This window comes from Dysgonomonas sp. HDW5A, assembly GCF_011299555.1.
Taxonomy (GTDB): Bacteria; Bacteroidota; Bacteroidia; order Bacteroidales; family Dysgonomonadaceae; genus Dysgonomonas_A.
Genome location: NZ_CP049857.1, coordinates 2,266,132 through 2,286,946, shown reverse-complemented (window position 1 = coordinate 2,286,946; position 20,815 = coordinate 2,266,132). Strand labels below are relative to the sequence as shown.

35 protein-coding genes are annotated in these 20,815 nt (G+C 37.0%); 2 read left to right on the top strand and 33 right to left on the bottom strand.

Annotation, left to right across the window (positions count from 1 at the left end):
* Nucleotides 1-16 precede the first annotated feature (16 nt).
* Together asnS and G7050_RS18010 are read left to right on the top strand one after the other, a co-directional pair.
* Complete coding sequence (gene asnS, locus G7050_RS09505) at nt 17-1,420, top strand: asparagine--tRNA ligase (protein ID WP_166114471.1); 1,404 nt, start codon at nt 17-19, stop codon at nt 1,418-1,420.
* The gene (locus G7050_RS18010; protein WP_370521823.1) at nt 1,377-2,228 is read left to right on the top strand and encodes a DUF3667 domain-containing protein; all 852 of its coding nucleotides are present in this window, start codon (nt 1,377-1,379) and stop codon (nt 2,226-2,228) included. The genes asnS and G7050_RS18010 overlap by 44 nt, the downstream gene beginning before the upstream one ends.
* A 148-nt stretch (nt 2,229-2,376) precedes the next feature.
* On the opposite strand, the gene rplQ is transcribed toward G7050_RS18010, so the two are convergent.
* The 33 genes from rplQ to rpsL form a co-directional block, all read right to left on the bottom strand.
* On the bottom strand, nt 2,377-2,907 hold the full coding sequence (rplQ, locus tag G7050_RS09495; protein WP_166114465.1) for a 50S ribosomal protein L17: 531 nt from the start codon (nt 2,905-2,907) through the stop codon (nt 2,377-2,379).
* Between the two features lie 6 nt (nt 2,908-2,913).
* The gene (locus tag G7050_RS09490; protein ID WP_050709710.1) at nt 2,914-3,906 is read right to left on the bottom strand and encodes a DNA-directed RNA polymerase subunit alpha; all 993 of its coding nucleotides are present in this window, start codon (nt 3,904-3,906) and stop codon (nt 2,914-2,916) included.
* A gap of 4 nt (nt 3,907-3,910) precedes the next feature.
* Nucleotides 3,911-4,519: a 30S ribosomal protein S4 gene (gene rpsD / locus G7050_RS09485; protein WP_166114462.1), complete on the bottom strand. Its 609-nt coding sequence runs from the start codon at nt 4,517-4,519 to the stop codon at nt 3,911-3,913.
* Between the two features lie 108 nt (nt 4,520-4,627).
* Entirely contained in the window at nt 4,628-5,017 is a 390-nt protein-coding gene (gene rpsK, locus G7050_RS09480) for a 30S ribosomal protein S11 (RefSeq protein WP_050709708.1), read from the bottom strand.
* Between the two features lie 9 nt (nt 5,018-5,026).
* Nucleotides 5,027-5,407 carry a 30S ribosomal protein S13 gene (gene rpsM, locus G7050_RS09475; protein ID WP_166114459.1) on the bottom strand — a complete coding sequence of 127 codons (381 nt, stop codon included), beginning with the start codon at nt 5,405-5,407 and terminating at the stop codon, nt 5,027-5,029.
* 30 nt (nt 5,408-5,437) lie between these two features.
* On the bottom strand, nt 5,438-5,554 hold the full coding sequence (ykgO, locus tag G7050_RS09470) for a type B 50S ribosomal protein L36 (RefSeq protein WP_166114456.1): 117 nt from the start codon (nt 5,552-5,554) through the stop codon (nt 5,438-5,440).
* An 11-nt stretch (nt 5,555-5,565) separates the two neighbouring features.
* Nucleotides 5,566-5,784: a translation initiation factor IF-1 gene (infA, locus tag G7050_RS09465; RefSeq protein WP_166114453.1), complete on the bottom strand. Its 219-nt coding sequence runs from the start codon at nt 5,782-5,784 to the stop codon at nt 5,566-5,568.
* Nucleotides 5,785-5,795: 11 nt separating this feature from the next.
* Entirely contained in the window at nt 5,796-6,596 is an 801-nt protein-coding gene (map, locus tag G7050_RS09460) for a type I methionyl aminopeptidase (protein ID WP_166114450.1), read from the bottom strand.
* Between the two features lie 19 nt (nt 6,597-6,615).
* Nucleotides 6,616-7,941 (bottom strand): preprotein translocase subunit SecY, encoded by a 1,326-nt coding sequence (gene secY, locus G7050_RS09455; protein ID WP_166114446.1) that lies wholly within the window; start codon nt 7,939-7,941, stop codon nt 6,616-6,618.
* Between the two features lies 1 nt (nt 7,942).
* Complete coding sequence (gene rplO / locus G7050_RS09450; protein WP_166114443.1) at nt 7,943-8,392, bottom strand: 50S ribosomal protein L15; 450 nt, start codon at nt 8,390-8,392, stop codon at nt 7,943-7,945.
* A gap of 31 nt (nt 8,393-8,423) precedes the next feature.
* Nucleotides 8,424-8,600 carry a 50S ribosomal protein L30 gene (gene rpmD, locus G7050_RS09445; RefSeq protein WP_221412794.1) on the bottom strand — a complete coding sequence of 59 codons (177 nt, stop codon included), beginning with the start codon at nt 8,598-8,600 and terminating at the stop codon, nt 8,424-8,426.
* A gap of 19 nt (nt 8,601-8,619) precedes the next feature.
* Nucleotides 8,620-9,138 (bottom strand): 30S ribosomal protein S5, encoded by a 519-nt coding sequence (gene rpsE, locus G7050_RS09440; protein WP_166114437.1) that lies wholly within the window; start codon nt 9,136-9,138, stop codon nt 8,620-8,622.
* Nucleotides 9,139-9,143: 5 nt separating this feature from the next.
* Nucleotides 9,144-9,488: a 50S ribosomal protein L18 gene (rplR, locus tag G7050_RS09435; RefSeq protein WP_166114434.1), complete on the bottom strand. Its 345-nt coding sequence runs from the start codon at nt 9,486-9,488 to the stop codon at nt 9,144-9,146.
* Nucleotides 9,489-9,509: 21 nt separating this feature from the next.
* Nucleotides 9,510-10,064: a 50S ribosomal protein L6 gene (rplF, locus tag G7050_RS09430; RefSeq protein ID WP_166114431.1), complete on the bottom strand. Its 555-nt coding sequence runs from the start codon at nt 10,062-10,064 to the stop codon at nt 9,510-9,512.
* Between the two features lie 17 nt (nt 10,065-10,081).
* Complete coding sequence (rpsH, locus tag G7050_RS09425) at nt 10,082-10,477, bottom strand: 30S ribosomal protein S8 (protein ID WP_166114428.1); 396 nt, start codon at nt 10,475-10,477, stop codon at nt 10,082-10,084.
* Nucleotides 10,478-10,544: 67 nt separating this feature from the next.
* The gene (gene rpsN / locus G7050_RS09420) at nt 10,545-10,814 is read right to left on the bottom strand and encodes a 30S ribosomal protein S14 (protein WP_050709697.1); all 270 of its coding nucleotides are present in this window, start codon (nt 10,812-10,814) and stop codon (nt 10,545-10,547) included.
* Nucleotide 10,815: 1 nt separating this feature from the next.
* Nucleotides 10,816-11,379, bottom strand: a complete 564-nt coding sequence (rplE, locus tag G7050_RS09415) for a 50S ribosomal protein L5 (protein WP_166114425.1) — start codon at nt 11,377-11,379, stop codon at nt 10,816-10,818.
* Nucleotides 11,379-11,696 carry a 50S ribosomal protein L24 gene (gene rplX / locus G7050_RS09410; RefSeq protein WP_166114422.1) on the bottom strand — a complete coding sequence of 106 codons (318 nt, stop codon included), beginning with the start codon at nt 11,694-11,696 and terminating at the stop codon, nt 11,379-11,381. Before rplX ends, rplE begins: the two co-directional genes overlap by 1 nt.
* Before the next feature lie 21 nt (nt 11,697-11,717).
* The gene (rplN, locus tag G7050_RS09405) at nt 11,718-12,083 is read right to left on the bottom strand and encodes a 50S ribosomal protein L14 (RefSeq protein WP_166114419.1); all 366 of its coding nucleotides are present in this window, start codon (nt 12,081-12,083) and stop codon (nt 11,718-11,720) included.
* Nucleotide 12,084: 1 nt separating this feature from the next.
* The gene (gene rpsQ, locus G7050_RS09400; RefSeq protein WP_166114415.1) at nt 12,085-12,342 is read right to left on the bottom strand and encodes a 30S ribosomal protein S17; all 258 of its coding nucleotides are present in this window, start codon (nt 12,340-12,342) and stop codon (nt 12,085-12,087) included.
* Nucleotides 12,343-12,351: 9 nt separating this feature from the next.
* Entirely contained in the window at nt 12,352-12,549 is a 198-nt protein-coding gene (gene rpmC, locus G7050_RS09395; protein WP_166114412.1) for a 50S ribosomal protein L29, read from the bottom strand.
* Nucleotides 12,550-12,554: 5 nt separating this feature from the next.
* The gene (gene rplP, locus G7050_RS09390; RefSeq protein WP_110309647.1) at nt 12,555-12,986 is read right to left on the bottom strand and encodes a 50S ribosomal protein L16; all 432 of its coding nucleotides are present in this window, start codon (nt 12,984-12,986) and stop codon (nt 12,555-12,557) included.
* A 21-nt stretch (nt 12,987-13,007) separates the two neighbouring features.
* Entirely contained in the window at nt 13,008-13,751 is a 744-nt protein-coding gene (rpsC, locus tag G7050_RS09385) for a 30S ribosomal protein S3 (RefSeq protein ID WP_166114409.1), read from the bottom strand.
* A 9-nt stretch (nt 13,752-13,760) separates the two neighbouring features.
* Nucleotides 13,761-14,168: a 50S ribosomal protein L22 gene (rplV, locus tag G7050_RS09380; protein ID WP_166114406.1), complete on the bottom strand. Its 408-nt coding sequence runs from the start codon at nt 14,166-14,168 to the stop codon at nt 13,761-13,763.
* 49 nt (nt 14,169-14,217) lie between these two features.
* Complete coding sequence (rpsS, locus tag G7050_RS09375) at nt 14,218-14,487, bottom strand: 30S ribosomal protein S19 (protein ID WP_029903251.1); 270 nt, start codon at nt 14,485-14,487, stop codon at nt 14,218-14,220.
* Nucleotides 14,488-14,508: 21 nt separating this feature from the next.
* Entirely contained in the window at nt 14,509-15,333 is an 825-nt protein-coding gene (rplB, locus tag G7050_RS09370) for a 50S ribosomal protein L2 (RefSeq protein ID WP_166114403.1), read from the bottom strand.
* An 8-nt stretch (nt 15,334-15,341) separates the two neighbouring features.
* On the bottom strand, nt 15,342-15,635 hold the full coding sequence (gene rplW / locus G7050_RS09365; RefSeq protein ID WP_166114400.1) for a 50S ribosomal protein L23: 294 nt from the start codon (nt 15,633-15,635) through the stop codon (nt 15,342-15,344).
* Nucleotides 15,636-15,646: 11 nt separating this feature from the next.
* Nucleotides 15,647-16,276: a 50S ribosomal protein L4 gene (gene rplD, locus G7050_RS09360; protein ID WP_166114397.1), complete on the bottom strand. Its 630-nt coding sequence runs from the start codon at nt 16,274-16,276 to the stop codon at nt 15,647-15,649.
* Entirely contained in the window at nt 16,276-16,896 is a 621-nt protein-coding gene (rplC, locus tag G7050_RS09355; RefSeq protein ID WP_166114393.1) for a 50S ribosomal protein L3, read from the bottom strand. The genes rplD and rplC overlap by 1 nt, the downstream gene beginning before the upstream one ends.
* A gap of 24 nt (nt 16,897-16,920) precedes the next feature.
* Nucleotides 16,921-17,226 (bottom strand): 30S ribosomal protein S10, encoded by a 306-nt coding sequence (rpsJ, locus tag G7050_RS09350; protein WP_026626968.1) that lies wholly within the window; start codon nt 17,224-17,226, stop codon nt 16,921-16,923.
* Between the two features lie 92 nt (nt 17,227-17,318).
* Nucleotides 17,319-19,445: an elongation factor G gene (gene fusA / locus G7050_RS09345; protein ID WP_166114390.1), complete on the bottom strand. Its 2,127-nt coding sequence runs from the start codon at nt 19,443-19,445 to the stop codon at nt 17,319-17,321.
* A gap of 20 nt (nt 19,446-19,465) precedes the next feature.
* The gene (gene rpsG / locus G7050_RS09340) at nt 19,466-19,942 is read right to left on the bottom strand and encodes a 30S ribosomal protein S7 (RefSeq protein WP_166114387.1); all 477 of its coding nucleotides are present in this window, start codon (nt 19,940-19,942) and stop codon (nt 19,466-19,468) included.
* Nucleotides 19,943-20,101: 159 nt separating this feature from the next.
* A complete protein-coding gene (gene rpsL / locus G7050_RS09335; RefSeq protein ID WP_166114384.1) occupies nt 20,102-20,521 on the bottom strand; it encodes a 30S ribosomal protein S12 in 420 nt (139 codons plus the stop codon).
* Nucleotides 20,522-20,815: the final 294 nt, after the last annotated feature.

The window sequence follows — 20,815 nt, the reverse complement described above, 5'->3', positions numbered from 1 at the left end:
CAAACTTAAATTAAAAATGGAAACAATTCGTAGAACTAAAATTTCAGACTTGCTCCGCAGAGATGATTTCGGAGCAACCGTAAGTGCAAAAGGCTGGGTACGTACCCGCAGAGGCAATAAATTTGTAAGTTTTATACATTTAAATGATGGTTCTACAATAAATAATATCCAAGTCGTTGCTGATGCAGAACTCTTCAATGAAGAATTACTGAAAAAGATTACAACAGGTGCATGTATTCATGTCGTTGGAACATTAGTAGCATCACAAGGTCAAGGACAAAACTGCGAAATACAAGCCAAAGAAATAGAAATATACGGTGTTGCAGACCCTGAAGAGTACCCCTTGCAAAAGCAAAAAAATGGTCCTTCATTAGAGTATCTGCGCGAAATAGCACATTTGCGTCCAAGAACAAACACTTTTGGAGCAATTCTACGTATGCGTCATCACATGTCGTTTGCTATTCATAAATACTTTAACGACCATGGATTCTTTTATTTGCATACTCCTATCATTACAGCTTCTGATGCTGAAGGAGCAGGCTCTATGTTCCAGGCAACAACTCTTGATTTCAACAATACACCTCGTACCGAAACAGGTGCAGTAGATTATAGTCAAGATTTCTTTGGCCGTCAAACCAATCTTACTGTTTCAGGACAACTAGAAGGAGAACTTGGAGCTATGGCATTAGGTGCGATATACACTTTTGGCCCTACATTTCGTGCAGAAAACTCAAATACCCCACGCCACCTTGCTGAGTTCTGGATGATAGAACCTGAAGTCGCATTCTATGACATCAATGACAATATGGATTTGGCTGAGGACTTTTTACAATACTTGATCAAATATGCTCTTGAAAATTGTAAAGATGATATTGCATTCTTAGCAGAGAAATACGATAAAGAATTAATCGACAGATTAAACTTTGTTACCAATAATAAGTTCATTCGTTTAACTTACACTGAAGGTGTGAAAATTCTGGAAGAAAGTAAACACAAATTCGAATTTCCTGTTTATTGGGGTGCAGATCTTCAATCAGAACATGAACGCTATCTGGTAGAGCAGCACTTCAAATGTCCGGTTATCCTGACTGATTATCCGAAAGAGATCAAGTCTTTCTATATGAAGCAGAATGAGGATGGAAAAACGGTTCGTGGCATGGATGTTCTTTTCCCCAAAATCGGAGAGATTATTGGTGGATCAGAACGTGAAGCTGATTATGACAAGCTAATGAATCGCATTAAAGAAACAGGAATGAATGCTGACCCAATTTGGTGGTATTTAGAAACCCGCAAATTTGGAACAGCACCTCATGCCGGATTCGGATTAGGTTTTGAGCGTCTTATGCTCTTTATTACAGGTATGGGCAACATTAGAGATGTTATACCATTTCCTAGAACACCAAATAACGCGGAATTCTAAAGACATATATAAATTTATAAAAGGCGATAAAATAATAACTTATCGCCTTTTTTATTTATTTTGTTTTATAATTATTAGTCTAAAATATATGGAAATAGTTTGTAAAAACTGCAATAATCAATCGAATACTAAATATTGCCCATCATGTGGACAGTTCATGAAAGCTCAGAGAATCGACTTTCATTATTTAATACACGAAATTCAACATAGCATATTTCATGTTGATAAAGGGATTCTCTATACAATAAAGGAATTAATTCTGAGGCCTAGTCAAATGTTGAAGGGATATCTTTCAGGAAAAAGGGCAAAACATTTTAAGCCTTTTGCTTTTGTTACTATTCTAGCAACTATATATGGTTTTTTGAGCCATTATTTGCACATATATCCTAATGTAGATATTATAAGTAGCTCTTCTCAGACACAAAGCGCAATACAAATTACGTTTGACTGGCTTTACAAGCACTATGCTTTGATAACCTATCTTCTCATACCATTTAATGCCTTGTTCTCGTTTATATTATTTAGAAAGAGTAATTATAATTATTTTGAACACTTGGTCATCAATTCATATATGATTGGCATCCAAATATTATTCTTAATAATACTTCTTCCTCTACATTACATTTTCCCTACTTTAAACCTCTTTTTACCACTTCTACTATCTTATTTATATATGAGCTGGACATTCTATCGGATATTCGAAAATAATCTGTTTAAAAGTATTATTAAGATAATTGGAATTATTATATTCAGCAGCATATTAGGTTTGCTCTTAGGATGTGCTGGCGGTTTGTATTTTCTTAGCTAGACTCATACGAATAGACAAATTACAATAAGTCTAATTCTATTATCAAATCCAACTTTTCGGTCAATTAGACCTGATATATAGTCTAACATTATAACATAAAAAAAGCACTCCCAATATTGAGAGTGCTTTTTTTAAGAGTAATATATAATTATTCCTCAGTTTTTTTGTCTTCGTCTTCTACTTTAGCTTTAGCTGCTTTAGGAGCTTTAGCCTTAGTTTCTTTGACTGCTTCAGCAGCTACTTCAGTATCATCTGCTTTCTTCTTAGAACGACGTGTCTTAGGTTTAGCAGCAGCTTTAGTAGTTTCTTTCAACATATTTTCATTGTAGTCTACTAACTCAATAAAACACATTGAAGCATTGTCTCCTAAACGATTTCCGGTTTTGATTATACGAGTATATCCACCTGGACGATCTGCAACTTTTACAGATACATTTTGGAACAATTCTGTTACAGCTGATTTACTTTGAAGATCTTGGAATACTAAACGTCTTGAGTGAGTAGTATCTTCCTTTGATTTAGTAATGATAGGCTCAATAACTTTCCTTAAAGCCTTTGCTTTTGCTACAGTAGTAAAAATACGCTTGTGCATGATTAAAGAAGCACACATGTTAGATAACATTGCGTTTCTATGCGTATTAGTACGACCTAAGTGATTAAATTTTTTATTATGTCTCATCGCTTATTAATCTTTATCTAATTTATATTTGGATATATCCATACCAAAAGAAAGGTTCAGACTATCTAATAATTCGTCTAACTCTGTAAGAGATTTCTTACCGAAGTTACGGAATTTAAGAAGGTCGTTTTTATTGAACTGAACAAGCTCTCCTAAAGTTTCTACTTCAGCCGATTTCAAACAGTTCAGAGCACGAACCGATAGGTTCATATCTACTAACTTGCTTTTCAACAATTGGCGCATGTGAAGTATTTCTTCATCAAACTCTTCGTTTCCATCAGTTTCTGTTTGCTCCAATAAGATTTTCTCATCAGAAAACAACATGAAGTGATGGATAAGAATTTTAGCAGCTTCTTTCAGTGCATCTTTTGGATGTATAGATCCATCAGTCGATATTTCTATCACTAATTTTTCGTAATCTGTTTTTTGCTCTACACGATAGTTTTCGATAGAGTATTTCACATTACGGATCGGAGTATAGATAGAGTCAATTGCGATTACATTAACATCATCGGAAAGACTACGGTTCTCGTCTGCGGGAACGTATCCACGACCTTTGTTAATTGTCAACTCAATTTGAAGATTCGCACTTGGATCTAAGTGGCAAACCACCAATTCAGGATTTAAAACTTCAAACCCAGATAAATGCTTACCTATATCTCCAGCTTTGAACACTTCGGAACCCGAAATAGTAATGCTTACTTTCTCATTCTCTATTTCTTCGACTATTTGTTTAAATCGAACTTTTTTCAGATTCAAGATTATATTTGTTACATCCTCTATAACTCCCGGTACTGTAGCAAATTCATGCTCAACACCATCGATTTTTATAGAAGTAATAGCAAAACCTTCAAGTGAAGAAAGGAGAATACGGCGAAGAGCATTACCTACAGTAATACCGTAGCCAGGTTCCAACGGACGAAACTCGAACTTACCGAAGAAGTTGTCCGCTTCTAACATCAATACTTTATCGGGTTTTTGAAATGCTAATATCGCCATGAAATTAATCTTTAGAATACAATTCTACTATCAACTGTTCTTTTATGTTCTCTGGAATATCTGCTCTTTCAGGTAAGTGCAAATATTTACCTGATTTAGATGAATTGTCCCACTCTATCCAAGGATATTTGCTGTGGTTGAATCCAGATAAAGCATTATCAATAACCTCTAAAGATTTTGATTTTTCGCGAACAGATATTATTTGTCCTGGTTTAACAGAATATGATGGTATATTAACAATTTTACCCTCTACCAAAATATGACGGTGTGAAACCAACTGACGGGCAGCAGCTCTTGTAGGAGCTATACCCAAGCGGAATACAACGTTGTCAAGTCTTGATTCTAGGAATTGTAATAAAACCTCACCTGTAATACCACGAGCACTTGCAGCTTTTTCAAACAAGTTACGGAATTGTTTTTCCAATACTCCGTAAGTATATTTAGCTTTTTGTTTTTCACGCAACTGAATACCATATTCAGAAGTCTTTTTCTTTCTACCATTACCATGTTGTCCGGGAGGATAGTTCTTTCTAGAAAGAACTTTATCTGGTCCGAAGATAGGCTCACCGAATTTACGGGCTATTCTTGATTTTGGTCCTGTATATCTTGCCATTTTTTTAAAATTAAAACATTAAAAAGAAGCGAGAATTGTGCAGCCGCGATTACAGAGAGGGTTACTTGCAATCAATCACAACTCATGTTTCTAACTTAGAAATTGGGATTAAACTCTTCTGTGTTTTGGAGGACGACATCCATTATGAGGAAGTGGAGTAACGTCAACTATTTCTGACACCTCTATTCCTGCACCATGTATTGTACGGATTGCAGACTCACGCCCGTTTCCTGGACCCTTTACAAACACTTTCACTTTTCTCAAGCCTAGGTCATATGCTACTTTAGCACAATCTGACGCTGCCATTTGAGCTGCATAAGGGGTGTTTTTCTTAGAACTTCTAAAACCCATTTTACCTGCAGATGACCAGCTGATCACTTGACCTTCGCTGTTTGTAATCGAAATAATAATATTGTTAAATGAAGAATGCACATGAACTTGTCCGTTTGCATCCACTTTAACGTTTCTTTTTTTAGCTGCGACTGTTTTTTTTGCCATATCAAACTATTATTTTGTAGCCTTTTTCTTGTTTGCAACAGTTTTCTTTTTGCCCTTGCGTGTACGAGCGTTATTTTTAGTGCTTTGTCCTCTTAGAGGTAAGCCAATACGGTGACGAATACCACGGTAACAACCGATATCCATTAGGCGCTTAATGTTCAACTGAACTTCAGATCTCAAATCTCCTTCAACTTTAAATTGACTTGAGATTAATTCACGGATTGTTCCCGCTTGTTCATCTGTCCAATCTTTTACTTTAAGATTTCTATCAACACCTGCTTGTTCTAAAATTTTATTAGAATTACTACGTCCGATACCATATATATATGTCAAGGCAATTTCGCCTCTCTTATTTTGCGGTAAATCGACACCAACTATTCTTATAGCCATATACTTGATTATTTTTGCAAAATTAGTAAATTATCCCTGACGTTGTTTGTACTTAGGGTTTTTTTTGTTTATTACGTATAAGCGACCTTTTCTTCTGACAATTTTACAATCACCAGTACGCTTCTTTAATGATGCTCTTACTTTCATATCTTGTTTTTTTATTTGTATCTGAAAGAGATTCGACCTTTAGTCAAATCATATGGAGACATTTCAACTCGCACTTTATCTCCTGGTAGTATTTTAATGTAATGCATACGCATTTTACCCGAAATATGTGCAGTAATTTCATGTCCATTTTCTAACTCTACACGAAACATTGCATTAGACAATGCTTCTACAATTACGCCATCTTGTTCTATTGATGCTTGTTTAGCCATAAAAAATTAAATTAGATTCCGTTATTTCCTAACACAGCCTCAATAAACTCGAACGTAGATAAGATATCAGCTTTACCTTCTCGAATCGAAACTGTATGTTCGAAATGAGCTGATAGTTTTCTATCCTTTGTTCTTACTGTCCATCCATCGCTTTCAAACACAACATTCTTACTTCCTTGATTAATCATTGGCTCAATAGCAATACACATTCCTTTTTTTAATAAAGGACCAGTTCCTCGTCTTCCATAATTAGGAACTTCGGGAGCTTCATGCATCTTACGACCGATACCATGACCAACTAATTCACGTACTACCGAATATCGCAGTTTTTCACAATGAGACTGAACGGCTTCACTAATATCTCCGATACGATTACCTTCGATGGCCTTTTCTATACCTTTATATAAAGATTCCTTAGTAGCTCTCAATAAAGCTTTCGCTTCTTCAGAAACCTCTCCTACACAAAAAGTATAGGCTGAATCTCCACAAAAACCATTCTTTTCAGTTCCGCAATCAACTGATATTATATCTCCGTCTTTAAGAACATAACCTCCAGGTATACCATGCACTACAACATCATTCACCGAAGCACATATACTCCCAGTAAAATCAATTGTACCCGGTGCACCCTTATAGCCTTTAAAAGATGGAATTGCTCCATGACTTCTGATAAATTCTTCAGCTATTTTATCTAAATGCAGTGTAGTAACCCCCGGCTTGATATGTTTGGCAACTTCGCCTAGAGTCATACCAACCAAGCGGTTACTCTCACGCATTAATTCTATTTCTTCTTCTGTTTTTAGGAAAATCATTGATCTATACTAAACTTACTTAATATGCCGCAATTGATCCTGAACGACCTTTTATTCTACCTGACTTCAACAAACCATCATAATGTCTCATCAACAAGTGACTTTCGATTTGTTGTAAAGTATCCAATACTACCCCAACCAAAATCAATAAAGAAGTACCACCGAAAAAGTGAGAAAATTCTTTACTAATTCCAATCAAACTTGCAAAAGCAGGTAAGATAGCAACTAGAGCCAAGAATAATGAACCGGGTAGAGTTATACGAGACATAATAAGGTCTATATAATCAGCCGTTTTCTTTCCAGGTTTAATTCCGGGAATAAATCCATTATTTCTTTTTAATTCATCAGCCATTTGTATTGGATTGATAGTAACCGCAGTATAAAACCATGTAAATGCTATAATTAAAAAAGCAAATATAAGGCAATATAACCAACTGGTATTATCAGTCATAGAACGCATGAACCATCCAGATTTATCTGCAGTTGTAAATCCAGCCACAGCAACAGGGATAAACATAATCGCTTGAGCGAAAATGATAGGCATCACGTTGGCAGCATTTACTTTTAATGGGATATACTGACGTGCACCACCATATTGTTTATTGCCAACGATACGTTTTGCATACTGTACCGGTATCTTGCGAGTACCTTGTACAAGAAGTATTGCCATTGCAATAACAAAAAGTAAAAATACTATTTCAAGCAAAAATACGATCAGACCACCAGCACTATCACTCAGACGGGAAGTAAACTCTCCAACCAAAGCATGAGGCAATCGAGCAATAATACCAACTAGTATTATAAACGAAATACCGTTTCCAATACCTTTATCGGTGATACGCTCACCTAACCATAGTACAAACATACTACCGCCTGCCAAAATGATGGTTGAAGGCAATAGAAAACTCCAGAATCCTCCAGGAGCAGCTCCTTGCAAAGCACCTAGCAAATAGGCAGGGCCTTGAAATAGAAGTATCACTAATGTCAGATAACGAGTATATTGGTTAAGCTTATTACGTCCACTTTCTCCTTCTTTTTGTAGTTTTTGAAAGTACGGTAGTGCTATACCCAACAGCTGGATTACAATCGAAGCTGAGATATAAGGCATAATACCCAATGCAAAAATAGAAGCATTTGCAAAAGCACCACCAGAAAACATATCAAGCAAGCCTAATAATCCTCCGGATGCACTGTGGCGAAGAGCTTCCAAATCCGCTGGATTTACGCCCGGCAACACAACATGTGTACCAAAACGATAGATCACTACGAAAAAGAAAGTAGTGAGAATCCGTTTGCGCAGATCCTCAATCTTCCATATATTTTCTATTGTTTTTACAAATCCCATCTTACTTCAGTTTTGTTGCGGTTCCACCTACTGCTATAATAGCAGCCTCTGCTGACTTAGAGAAAGAATGAGCTTCAACATCTAACTTTACAGTTAATGCTCCATTACCTAAAATCTTCACTAAGTGCTTAGATGAAACAAAACCAGCATTGATCAGAGTTTGAATATCAATTTTTGTTAGTTTTTGAGCATCAGCCAAATCTTGAAGTACATTCAAATTAATAGCTTTATATTCAACACGGTTGATATTTTTAAAGCCATATTTAGGAAGACGACGTTGGATAGGCATTTGACCTCCTTCAAAACCGATCTTCTTTGAATAACCCGATCTAGACTTAGCACCTTTATGACCTCTTGTAGAAGTACCACCTAAACCCGATCCGGTACCACGACCGATTCTTTTTCTTGTTTTAGTAGCACCTTCAGCAGGTTTTAAATTCGATAAATTCATATGCTTAGATTTTTTATCTTTTACTAGATTATTACTCTACTATAGAAACTAAGTGCTTTACTTTCTCGATCATCCCTCTTATTGCTGGATTATCTGGATGTTCAACCACTCTATTCAATTTTCTCAACCCTAGAGCATCTAATGTTCTCTTTTGATCAATAGGGCTATTGATTCTGCTTCTAACTTGTTTAATTTTAATTGTTGCCATAATTTTGTTTTCTTGCAAATTAACCTTTAAACACTTTTTCCATAGACACTCCTCTGTTTTGAGCAACAGTATACGCATCTCTTAGTTCACCTAAAGCTTCAATTGTAGCCTTCACTAAGTTGTGAGGGTTAGAAGAACCTTTAGATTTTGCAAGAACGTCAGTTACACCAACACTTTCAAGCACAGCACGCATCGCACCTCCTGCTTTTACTCCTGTACCGGGAGAAGCTGGTTTGATGAAAACTTCTGATCCTCCAAAACGAGCAACTTGTTCGTGAGGGATAGTTCCTTTCAAAACCGGAACTTTGATCAGGTTTTTCTTAGCAGCTTCAACTCCTTTGGCAATGGCTGTAGTCACCTCACCGGCTTTACCTAGGCCCCAACCAACTATACCATCTTCGTTACCTACAACGACGATAGCTGCGAAACTGAACGTACGACCACCCTTTGTTACTTTTGTAACACGATTGATAGCCACCAATCTGTCCTTCAGTTCGATATCGTTGGTCGATTTTACTTTATTATTAATTCCTGCCATTTGTATTAAAATTTAAGTCCACCTTTACGGGCAGCATCTGCCATTTCTTTAACTCTACCGTGGTATAAATAACCATTTCGGTCAAATACTACAGATGTAATGCCTGCTTCTTGAGCAGCCTTAGCTACTAGTTCACCTACTTTAGCCGCAATCTCTTTCTTAGGAGCTTTTTCACTCAATTTAAGAGAAGAAGCAGAAGCTAGAGTTTTTCCAGTTAAATCGTCGATAACCTGAGCATAAATTTGCTTGTTACTTCTGAAAACTGTCAAACGTGGACGTTCAGTTGTACCTTGTATTTTACTACGTACATCTAACTTTATCTTATTTCTTCTATCTGTCTTCGTTGTCATGATTTTTACAGTTTACGTAAATTATTTACCTGCCGATTTACCAGACTTACGACGTATAACTTCACCCACAAAACGAATACCTTTACCTTTATAAGGTTCTGGTTTACGGAATGAACGGATTTTAGCACACACCATACCGATAAGCTCTTTATCGCAAGATTCTAAAATGATTAGAGGATTCTTATTTCTCTCAGATTTAGTTTCTATGATTATCTCTTTTGGTAACAACATATGAATGTTGTGAGTATAACCTAGAGAAAGGTCTAATTGTTGTCCTGCATTAGATGCACGATAACCAACCCCTACTAATTCTAACTCTTTACGATATCCTTCAGAAACTCCAATAACCATGTTATTTATCAACGATCTGTAAAGACCATGCAACGCACGATGCTCTTTTTCATCAGTTGGACGAGTAACCGTCAACACATCAGCGTCAACAGAAACTTTGATATCAGGATTTACACTTTGAGTTAATTCACCTTTTGCACCTTTTACGGTAACCAAATTGTCTTTATCCACACTTACGGTAACTCCCGCAGGGATAGTTATAGGTAATTTTCCAATTCTTGACATAGTATACCTCCTCTTAATTAATAAACATAACATAAAACTTCTCCACCCACTTTCAAACCGCGAGCTTCTTTGTCAGTCATAATACCTTTAGAGGTAGACAATACAGCAATACCAAGACCATTAAGGACTCTTGGCATTTCTTTGTATCCTGTATACTTACGAAGACCTGGAGTTGAGATACGAATCAATTTCTTTATCGCATTCACTTTATTTACGGGGTCATATTTCAAGGCAATTTTTATTGAACCTTGAGGACCTTCTTCTACAAACTTATAGTTAAGTATGTAGCCTTTTTCAAAAAGAATCTTTGTGATTTCTTTTTTCAAATTTGACGCTGGTATTTCTACCACTCTGTGCTTAGCCATGATGGCGTTTCTCAAGCGCGTCAAATAATCTGCTATTGGATCTGTCATTATAAAATTGATTTAAATTAATTCCGAAACCCGGAACAATATTTAATTCTAAAAAAAATTCTGTGTATTACCAGCTAGCTTTTTTGATACCTGGTATTAAGCCTTTAGAAGCCATTTCTCTAAATTGAATACGAGAAATTCCAAATTGGCGTAAATACCCTTTTGGACGACCAGTCATACTACATCTGTTGTGTAGACGAACTGGAGACGCATTCTTAGGCAGAGCTTGAAGACCTTCGTAATCTCCTTCAGACTTCAATTGAGCTCTTTTAGCTGCATATTTAGCTACTAATTTTGCTCTTTTAACCTCACGGGCTTTCATTGATTCTTTTGCCATCTTATATCAATTCTTTTTTTGCGTTCTTAAATGGTAAACCAAATTCTCTCAAAAGAGCATAGCCTTCTTCATCTGTTTTCGCAGAAGTTACAAAGGTAATATTCATTCCCAGAATTTTGTTAATTGCATCGATATTAATTTCAGGGAAAATGATTTGCTCTTGGATACCTAATGTATAGTTACCACGACCATCAAGTTTGCTTTCGATACCTTTGAAGTCACGAATACGAGGAAGTGCAACTTTTACAAGTCTTTCCAAAAATTCGTACATTTGGTTATGACGCAATGTTACCATTACACCAATAGGCATTTTTTTACGTAACTTAAAGTTCGAAATATCTTTCTTAGATACTGTAGCTACAGCTTTTTGACCTGTAATAGCACTCAATTCATTGATTGCTGTTTCTATGATCTTTTTATCAGCAACTGCTATTCCTAAACCTTGATTGATAACAATCTTTTTAAGAACAGGAACTTGCATTGACGACTTATAACCGAATTCTTTCATCAGAGAAGAAACAATACGATCTTTATATTCTGTTTTAAGAGTTGTTGTATTGCTCATTATTTAATCTCCTTCCCTGTTTTTTTAGAATAACGCACTAGCTTACCATTCAATTCTTTACGACCTACTCTGGTTGGTTTTCCTGATTCAGGATCAACCACATTCAGGTTAGATATATGAATAGGAGCTTCTACTTTCTCAATACCTCCTTGAGGATTTTTCGCATTAGGCTTAGTATGCTTAGATACCATGTTCAGACCTTCAACAATGGCACGTTGTTTGTCAATAATGACTTTAACAACGCGACCTGTCTTGCCTTTGTCTGTACCGGTGTTCACATAAACGATGTCACCTTTCTTTATATGTAACTTACTCATTACCGTCTAGATTTATTTAGATTAAAGTACCTCTGGTGCTAAAGAAACGATTTTCATATTTACCGAACGCAATTCTCTTGCTACCGGTCCGAAAATACGGCTTCCTCTGATTTCACCGGCAGCATTTAACAATACACAAGCATTGTCATCAAAACGGATGTATGATCCGTCAGCTCTACGTACTTCTTTTTTTGTACGAACAACCATTGCTTTAGTTACTGCACCTTTCTTAACATCACTTGAAGGGATCACATTCTTGATAGCAACTACTATAATATCTCCTACAGATGCATAGCGTCTTCTTGTGCCTCCTAGTACGCGAATACATAGAGCCTCTCTAGCTCCACTGTTGTCCGTTACTACTAATCTTGATTCTTGTTGTATCATTTTATTTAGCCCTTTCGATTATTTCGATTAATCTCCATCTTTTTAGTTTGCTCAAAGGACGAGTTTCCATGATTCTTACAGTATCACCGATGTTACACTCGTTTTTTTCATCATGAGCATGAAATTTCTTCGTTTTATTAACGAACTTCCCGTAGATAGGGTGTTTTTCTTTCCATTTTACAGCAACAGTAACGGTCTTATCCATTTTATTACTGAAAACGACCCCGATTCTTTCTTTTCTTAAATTTCTAGTTTCCATCAGCTCTTATTACTTTTTATTTATTTCTCTTTGACGCAACACTGTCAAGATACGAGCGATATCACGACGCTTTTCTTTAATCTTAGCAGGGTTATCCAATGGAGTCACACTGTGGTTCAAAACTAATTGATCCAATGCCAGTTTTTCGACATTCAATCTTTCTGCTAAATCCTTATCGGACAATTCTTTTACTTCTGCAATTTTCATAGTGCTTAAGAATTTTGAGTTAAATCATAATCTCTGCGTACTACAAATTTTGTAGTTACTGGTAATTTTTGAGCAGCCAAGCGTAATGCTTCTTTAGCTACTTCAAAAGATACACCTTCGATTTCGAAAATCATTCTTCCTGGAGTAACAGGCGCCACAAATCCTTCTGGCGAACCCTTACCCTTACCCATACGCACTTCAGCAGGTTTCTTTGTAATAGGCTTATCTGGGAAAATTCTCACCCAAACCTGACCTTGACGTTGCATGTAACGAGTTACAGCAATACGAGCCGCTTCGATCTGACGTCCGGTAATCCATTTGGTCTCAAGGGTCTTGATACCGAACGAACCGAAAGCAAGTTGGCTGCCTCTTTGGGCATTACCTTTCATGCGACCTTTTTGCTGTCTTCTAAATTTTGTTTTCTTCGGTTGTAACATCTTTTTTCAAATGTTTAATTCTTATTTTCTCTTTCCTTTCTTGAAACCTCTACCATCGTTTGATCTACGATTATCATTTCCTCTGTTTTGAGAAGAAGATGGTTCTTTAGATACTACAAATGATGGAGCAAGGTCTTTCTTGCCATAAATTTCTCCACGACAAATCCATACTTTGATACCGAGCAAACCAACTTTAGTCAAAGCCTCAGCATGAGCATAATCAATATCAGCACGGAATGTGTGAAGCGGAGTTCTTCCTTCTTTGTACATTTCAGAACGAGCCATTTCAGCGCCGTTCAAACGTCCAGAGATTTGAATTTTAATACCTTCAGCACCCATTCTGATAGTTGAAGCTATAGCCATTTTGATTGCACGACGGTAAGCAATTTTACCTTCCAACTGGCGTGCGATATTATTAGCTACAATTACTGCATCTAACTCAGGTTTTTTGATTTCAAATATATTGATTTGAATATCTTTATCTGTAATTTTCTTTAATTCCTCTTTTAGCTTGTCTACTTCCTGACCGCCTTTTCCGATAATAATACCAGGACGAGCTGTACATACAGTAATAGTTACAAGTTTCAAAGTTCTTTCGATCACGATACGAGATACACTAGCTTTTGCCAAGCGGGCATTTAAGTATTTACGGATTTTGCTATCTTCTAACAGAGTTTCACCGTAGTTATTGCCGCCGTACCAGTTAGAATCCCATCCTCTTATTATACCTAAACGATTTGCTATCGGATTGATTTTTTGTCCCATCTGGCTAAATTAATTTTGTTTTTTATTACTAAGTGCATCAACTGTAATAGTTACATGATTCGAACGTTTACGAATTCTGTAACCTCTACCTTGTGGAGCAGGACGAAGTCTTTTCAACATCGCACCTCCGTCTACATATATCGAAGACACATAAAGTTCACCACTCTCGGCTTTACGCTCATTTTTAGCTTCCCAGTTAGCAATAGAGGAACGCAACAATTTCTCAACTCTTGCTGCCGCTTCTTTATTTGAGAATTTCAAAACGCCAAGAGCTCTAAACGCTTCCATACCTCTCACCATATCTGCAACTAAGCGCATTTTACGTGGTGAAGTAGGAACGTTATTCAACTTAGCTAAAGAAACTGCTTGTTTAGCTTCTTTTCTAGCGTCAGCTGCTATTCTTTTTCTCTTACCCATTTTATATTAATGTTTCTTTTTTGTTGAATAAATTTTGGCTTTTGCTTGATTATCTCTTCTTGTTACCACCGTGTCCACGGAAAGTACGAGTTAGAGCAAATTCTCCTAATTTGTGACCTACCATATTTTCTGTTACATAAACAGGAATAAATTTATTTCCATTATGTACAGCTATAGTATGACCTACAAAATCCGGAGAAATCATTGAAGCCCTTGCCCATGTCTTAACAACAGCTTTTTTGCCTGACTCATTCATAGCCAAAACTTTTTTCTCAAGCTTTACATTAATATACGGGCCTTTTTTTAACGAACGACTCATAATTTTTTAAATTAAATCAGGTTACTTCTTTCTTCTTTCAATTATATACTTAGAAGAATGTTTCTTTGGAGCTCTTGTTTTAAGACCTTTAGAATACAATCCTTTACGTGATCTTGGGTGTCCTCCTGAAGCACGACCTTCACCACCACCCATGGGGTGATCGACAGGGTTCATTACTACACCTCTAACACGAGGACGATTTCCAAGCCATCTAGAGCGACCAGCTTTACCTGATTTTTCAAGTGCATGATCAGAGTTACCAACACTACCTACAGTTGCTTTACAAGCTGAAAGTATTTTACGTGTTTCACCAGAAGGCATTCTAACGATAGCATAGTCTCCTTCGCGAGAAGTTAACTGTGCAAATCCCCCTGCCGAACGAACTAATTTCGCTCCTTGTCCTGGGCGTAATTCTAAATTATGTACTACTGTACCAATAGGAATATTTGCCAAAGGCAAAGCATTTCCTACCTCAGGCGCTGCATTAGCACCTGACATCACTGTTTGACCTACCTGCAGGCCATTAGGAGCAATCATATAAGCTTTTGCTCCGTCTGCGTAATGTAACAAAGCAATACGAGCCGAACGATTCGGGTCGTATTCAATTGTTGCCACTGTAGCAGGTACTCCGTCTTTTGTTCTCTTGAAATCGATTAGTCTGTACTTTCTTTTATGACCGCCACCTACGTTGCGAACTGTCATTTTCCCAGTATTGTTACGACCACCCGAAATTTTCTTTCCGACTACAAGAGATTTCTCTGGTACACTTGCAGTGATTTCTTCGAATGTACCAATAATTTTGTGTCTTTGCCCCGGTGTTGTGGGCTTTAATTTACGTACTGCCATTTTTTATCTTAGATATTACTAAAAAAGTCTATTACTTCACCTTCTTTCAAGGTTACGATTGCTTTCTTGTAAGCAGGAGTTTTTCCACTAACTACACCAGCTTTAGTAAAACGGCTTTTGCGTTTCCCGGCATAGTTCATTGTGTTCACAACATCTACTTTCACTCCGTAAATTTGCTCTATTGCATTTTTGATTTCCACCTTATTTGCACTAGGAGCAACACGAAAACCATAACGATTCGGAAATTTCTCAGAGATCGCTGTTTGTTTTTCTGTTAGAATTGGTTTAATTAAAATACCCATTTTTTACCTCCTTATGCTTTTAAAAGTTTATCAATTACCGCAATCGAAGATTCTGCCAATATCAAACTAGTACAGTTCAATATAGTATAAGCATTTATCTCAGAAGCAGTTACAACTTTAACTCGCTCTAAATTACGAGCCGACAAATATACGTTTTTATTTTGATCCGACAAAACCAAAACTACCTTTTTATCAGCCACTTGCAAACTATTAGTCAAAGCAATAAAATCTTTTGTTTTTGGAGTTTCGAAATTGAAATCCTCGACTACTACGATTTGATTCCCTATTGCTTTGTATGCCAATGCTGATTTACGAGCAAGAACTTTCACTTTCTTGTTCAATTTAAAGCTATAATCTCTTGGTTTTGGCCCAAAAACACGAGCACCCCCAACCAATAGAGGAGATTTGATATCGCCACGACGAGCTCCACCTCCACCTTTTTGTTTGATCAGTTTACGTGTACTACCCGACAATTCACTTCTTTCTTTAGACTTATGAGTACCTTGACGTTGATTAGCCAAATACTGCTTTACATCTAACCAAAGAACATGGTCGTTAGGCTCAATTCCATAGATAGCATCGTCCAACGATACTTTCTTGCCGGTATCTTTACCGTTTATATTTAATACACTAAGCTCCATTATCTTTCTATTCTAACGATTGAACCTTTACTACCCGGGATAGAACCTTTGATTAATAAAAGGTTGTGTTCCGGAATTATCTTAATAAGCACGAGATTTTGTACAGTAACTTGCTTGTTACCCATTTGTCCACCCATTCTTGTTCCTTTGAATACCTTAGCTGGATAAGAACAAGCTCCGATAGAACCTGGTGCACGCAGACGATTATGTTGTCCTAATGTAGCCTGACCAACCCCAGCAAAGCCGTGGCGTTTAACAACCCCCTGAAAACCTTTACCTTTAGACACTCCCGTTATATCCAAATAAGGATCATCCAACGAAAACATTCCGTCTACAGTAATAACGTCTCCTAGATTGTATTTCTCTTCATACTTGAACTCGGCCAAGTGTCTTTTGGGTGCTACTCCTGCTTTTTTAAAGTGACCTTGTAAAGGCTTGCTTGTATGCTTATCTTTAGCATCAACAAAACCGATCTGAACAGCTTCATAACCGTCATTTTCTACAGTTTTCACTTGAGTAACAACACAAGGACCCACTTCGATAACAGTGCATGGAACATTCTTTCCCTCGGCACTGAAAACGGATGTCATTCCGATTTTTTTTCCTAATAATCCTGGCATTTCTTTAATTGATTTACGTGTTTATCAAACTTTAATTTCTACTTCTACACCACTTGGTAATTCAAGTTTCATCAAAGCATCTACAGTTTTAGCTGTTGAGCTATAGATGTCGATCAATCTCTTATAAGAAGATAGCTCAAATTGTTCGCGTGACTTTTTGTTAACGAAAGTCGAACGGTTAACAGTAAAAATACGTTTGTGAGTAGGCAATGGAATTGGTCCACTAACCACAGCACCCGTAGCTTTAACTGTCTTCACGATTTTCTCAGCTGATTTGTCAACCAGGTTGTAATCGTAAGATTTCAGTTTGATTCTAATTTTTTGACTCATTTCAGTCTTTTAAATTAAGGGTTGTTTTTATATAGTAATGCAAACCGTGATTAAGAGTCATTTACTAACCACAGTTTGCAAAACAGTTTTTCTTATTTAATAAGATCTACTCGACCTTGACATTCAGTCAAGACTTGTTTAGCAATCGAAGAAGACACTTCTGCGTAGTGATCAAACACCATTGCTGATGTTGCACGACCCGAAGTAATCGTTCTCAATGAAGTTACATAGCCGAACATTTCAGCTAATGGAACTTTTGCCTTAACAATACGAGCTCCAGAACGGCTTGATTCCATTCCTTCTACCTGTCCACGACGCTTGTTCAAGTCACCGATCACATCACCCATGCTTTCTTCTGGTGTTACCACCTCAAGTTTCATGATTGGCTCAAGTAATACAGGACGAGCTTTTTCTGATGCCGACTTAAATGCAAATCTAGCACAAAGCTCAAATGACAACTGATCCGAATCCACAGGGTGGAATGATCCGTCAACCAAAGTAACTTTCATTTTATCTAAAGCAAAACCAGCCAAAACACCATTCTTCATAGAGTTCAAAAATCCTTTTTGAACTGAAGGTACAAATTCCTTAGGAATATTACCACCTTTCACCTCATCAACAAATTGAAGAGAACCTTCGAAGTCTGCATCAGCAGGACCCACTTTAACAATGATATCAGCAAATTTACCACGACCTCCTGATTGTTTCTTATAAACTTCGCGAAGCTCAACTGTTTCAGTAATTGCCTCTTTATAAGATACCTGAGGGCGTCCTTGGTTACATTCTACTTTAAACTCACGCTTCAAACGCTCAATAAGAACATCTAGGTGAAGCTCACCCATACCTTCGATGATAGTTTGACCTGAATCCTCGTCTGTATGCACACGGAATGTTGGATCTTCTTCAGATAGTTTAGCTAAACCATTAGCCAATTTATCAACATCTTTTTGAGTTTTAGGCTCAATAGAGATACCGATTACTGGATCTGGGAAATCCATTGCCTCAAGTGTGATAGGATGATTTTCGTCACAAAGAGTATCTCCGGTACGAATATCTTTAAAACCTACACCTGCACCAATATCACCACAACCAATCACCTCTTTAGGGTTTTGTTTGTTTGAGTGCATCTGGAACAAACGTGAGATACGTTCTTTTTTACCTGAACGTGTATTGTATACATAAGAACCGGCATGTAATTCCCCTGAATAAACACGGAAGAAACAAAGACGACCTACGAATGGGTCTGTAGCAATTTTAAATGCCAAAGCACAAAATGGTTCGTCCGGACTTGGATGACGTACAATTACTTTTTCAGAATCTTCTGGATCTACACCTTCAATTGCAGGAGTATCCATCGGACTTGGCAAGTATGCACAAACAGAATCCAACAATGGCTGAACTCCTTTATTTTTGAAAGAAGAACCACACAACATTGGAGTAATCTGCATAGCCAATGTTCCTTTTCGGATAGCTACTCTGATTTCATCTTCTGTTATAGTAGAAGGATCATCAAAGAATTTCTCCATCAAAACATCATCACATTCTGCGATTGATTCTAACATTTTCTCTCTCCATTCTTGAGCTTCAGCTAACAGATCAGCAGGAATTTCTTCCACATGATAATCTGCTCCCATAGTCTCATCATGCCAGAAATAAGATTTCATAGTCACTAGATCCACAATACCTGTGAATTTCTCTTCAGCACCTACCGGTATTTGAATAGGACACGGATTAGCTCCTAGCATCTCACGAATTTGGCGAACAACTTCAAAGAAGTTTGCACCTGAACGGTCCATTTTGTTCACATAACAAATACGTGGAACTTCATATTTATCAGCTTGACGCCAAACTGTTTCTGATTGAGGCTCAACACCTGATACTGCATCAAATGTAGCGATTGCTCCATCCAACACACGCAATGAACGCTCTACCTCTACAGTAAAGTCAACGTGTCCCGGAGTATCAATCAAGTTTATCTTATACATCTCATTGTCATACTTCCATTGAGTGGTAGTAGCAGCAGATGTGATAGTAATACCACGCTCTTGCTCCTGATCCATCCAGTCCATAGTGGCTGTACCATCATGAGTTTCACCAATCTTGTGAGTTAGTCCTGTATAGAAAAGAATACGTTCTGATGTGGTAGTTTTACCAGCATCAATGTGAGCCATGATCCCGATATTTCGGGTATTATTTAAGTTATCTAAAACTTTTGCCATTGTATAATTTATCTCCTTAATTAAAATCTGAAGTGAGCAAATGCACGGTTAGCTTCAGCCATTCTATGCATATCTTCTTTTCTTTTATATGATCCACCTTGGTTATTGAAAGCATCTACAATCTCTGCAGCTAGCTTATCAGCCATAGTTTTACCACCTCTCTTGCGAGCATAAAGGATAAGATTTTTCATAGATACAGATTCTTTGCGATCTGCACGAATCTCTGTTGGCACTTGAAATGTTGCACCACCTACACGGCGAGACTTCACTTCTACCTGAGGAGTCACATTATCTAGAGCTGCTTTCCAAATTTCCAAAGAGCTCTTTTCTTCGTTAGGAAGTTTGTTTTTAACCACTTCTAATGCAGTATAAAAAATACTGTAAGAAGTACTTTTTTTACCATCGTACATCAAGTGATTTACGAATTTTGTAACTTTTACATCACCGAAAACAGGATCTGGAAGTACCTGTCTTTTCTTTGGTTTTGCTTTTCTCATTTTTGTTTAAAAATTTTGTTCTTGTTTTTGGTTGCCGATCTCCCTGTCTTCAACGGCTCCGCCGAACCATTTACTCAACCTTATAGTAGCCTACCCAATAAACTAAAAAACACTTTAATACTTGAATTAATTAAAAATGTCGATTATCGGAACGAAAAATTATTTTTTCTTTCCTCCCTTAGCTGGTGCTGCTGGTGCCGCTTTTCCTGCTTTAGGTCTCTTAGCTCCGTATTTAGAGCGTCTTTGCGTACGACCATTCACGCCGGCAGTATCCAATGTTCCACGAACGATGTGATAACGTACCCCTGGAAGATCTTTAACACGACCACCTCTAACAAGTACAATAGAGTGCTCTTGCAAGTTATGTCCTTCTCCAGGAATATAAGCATTCACCTCTTTACCGTTTGTCAAACGCACACGTGCTACTTTACGCATAGCCGAGTTTGGTTTTTTAGGAGTTGTTGTATACACACGTACACAAACACCTCTTCTCTGAGGACAAGAATCCAATGCTGGAGACTTGCTCTTCTCAACCAAAACAGCCCGTCCTTTTCTTACTAATTGTTGAATTGTAGGCATTTCTTTTAACTTTTAGAACTTAAAAAATTCAATTTTTATTTGGTTAAACTACATTACAAATACGACAAGAACAAATAGCCAATCAAGTGTGTATCAAAAGAATACCACATGAAGACTATCCACTTCCTCGTAATTTGAGGTGCAAAAATACAATAAATCAGGCACATATCAAAAAAAACACCTTACTATTTTCATATTTTATTCGAATAAAAAACTATTGATATAATTTAAGCTCACACAATTACACTCTTGTTATATAGAAATACTTAACTTTGAGGTCACAGACATTTTTAT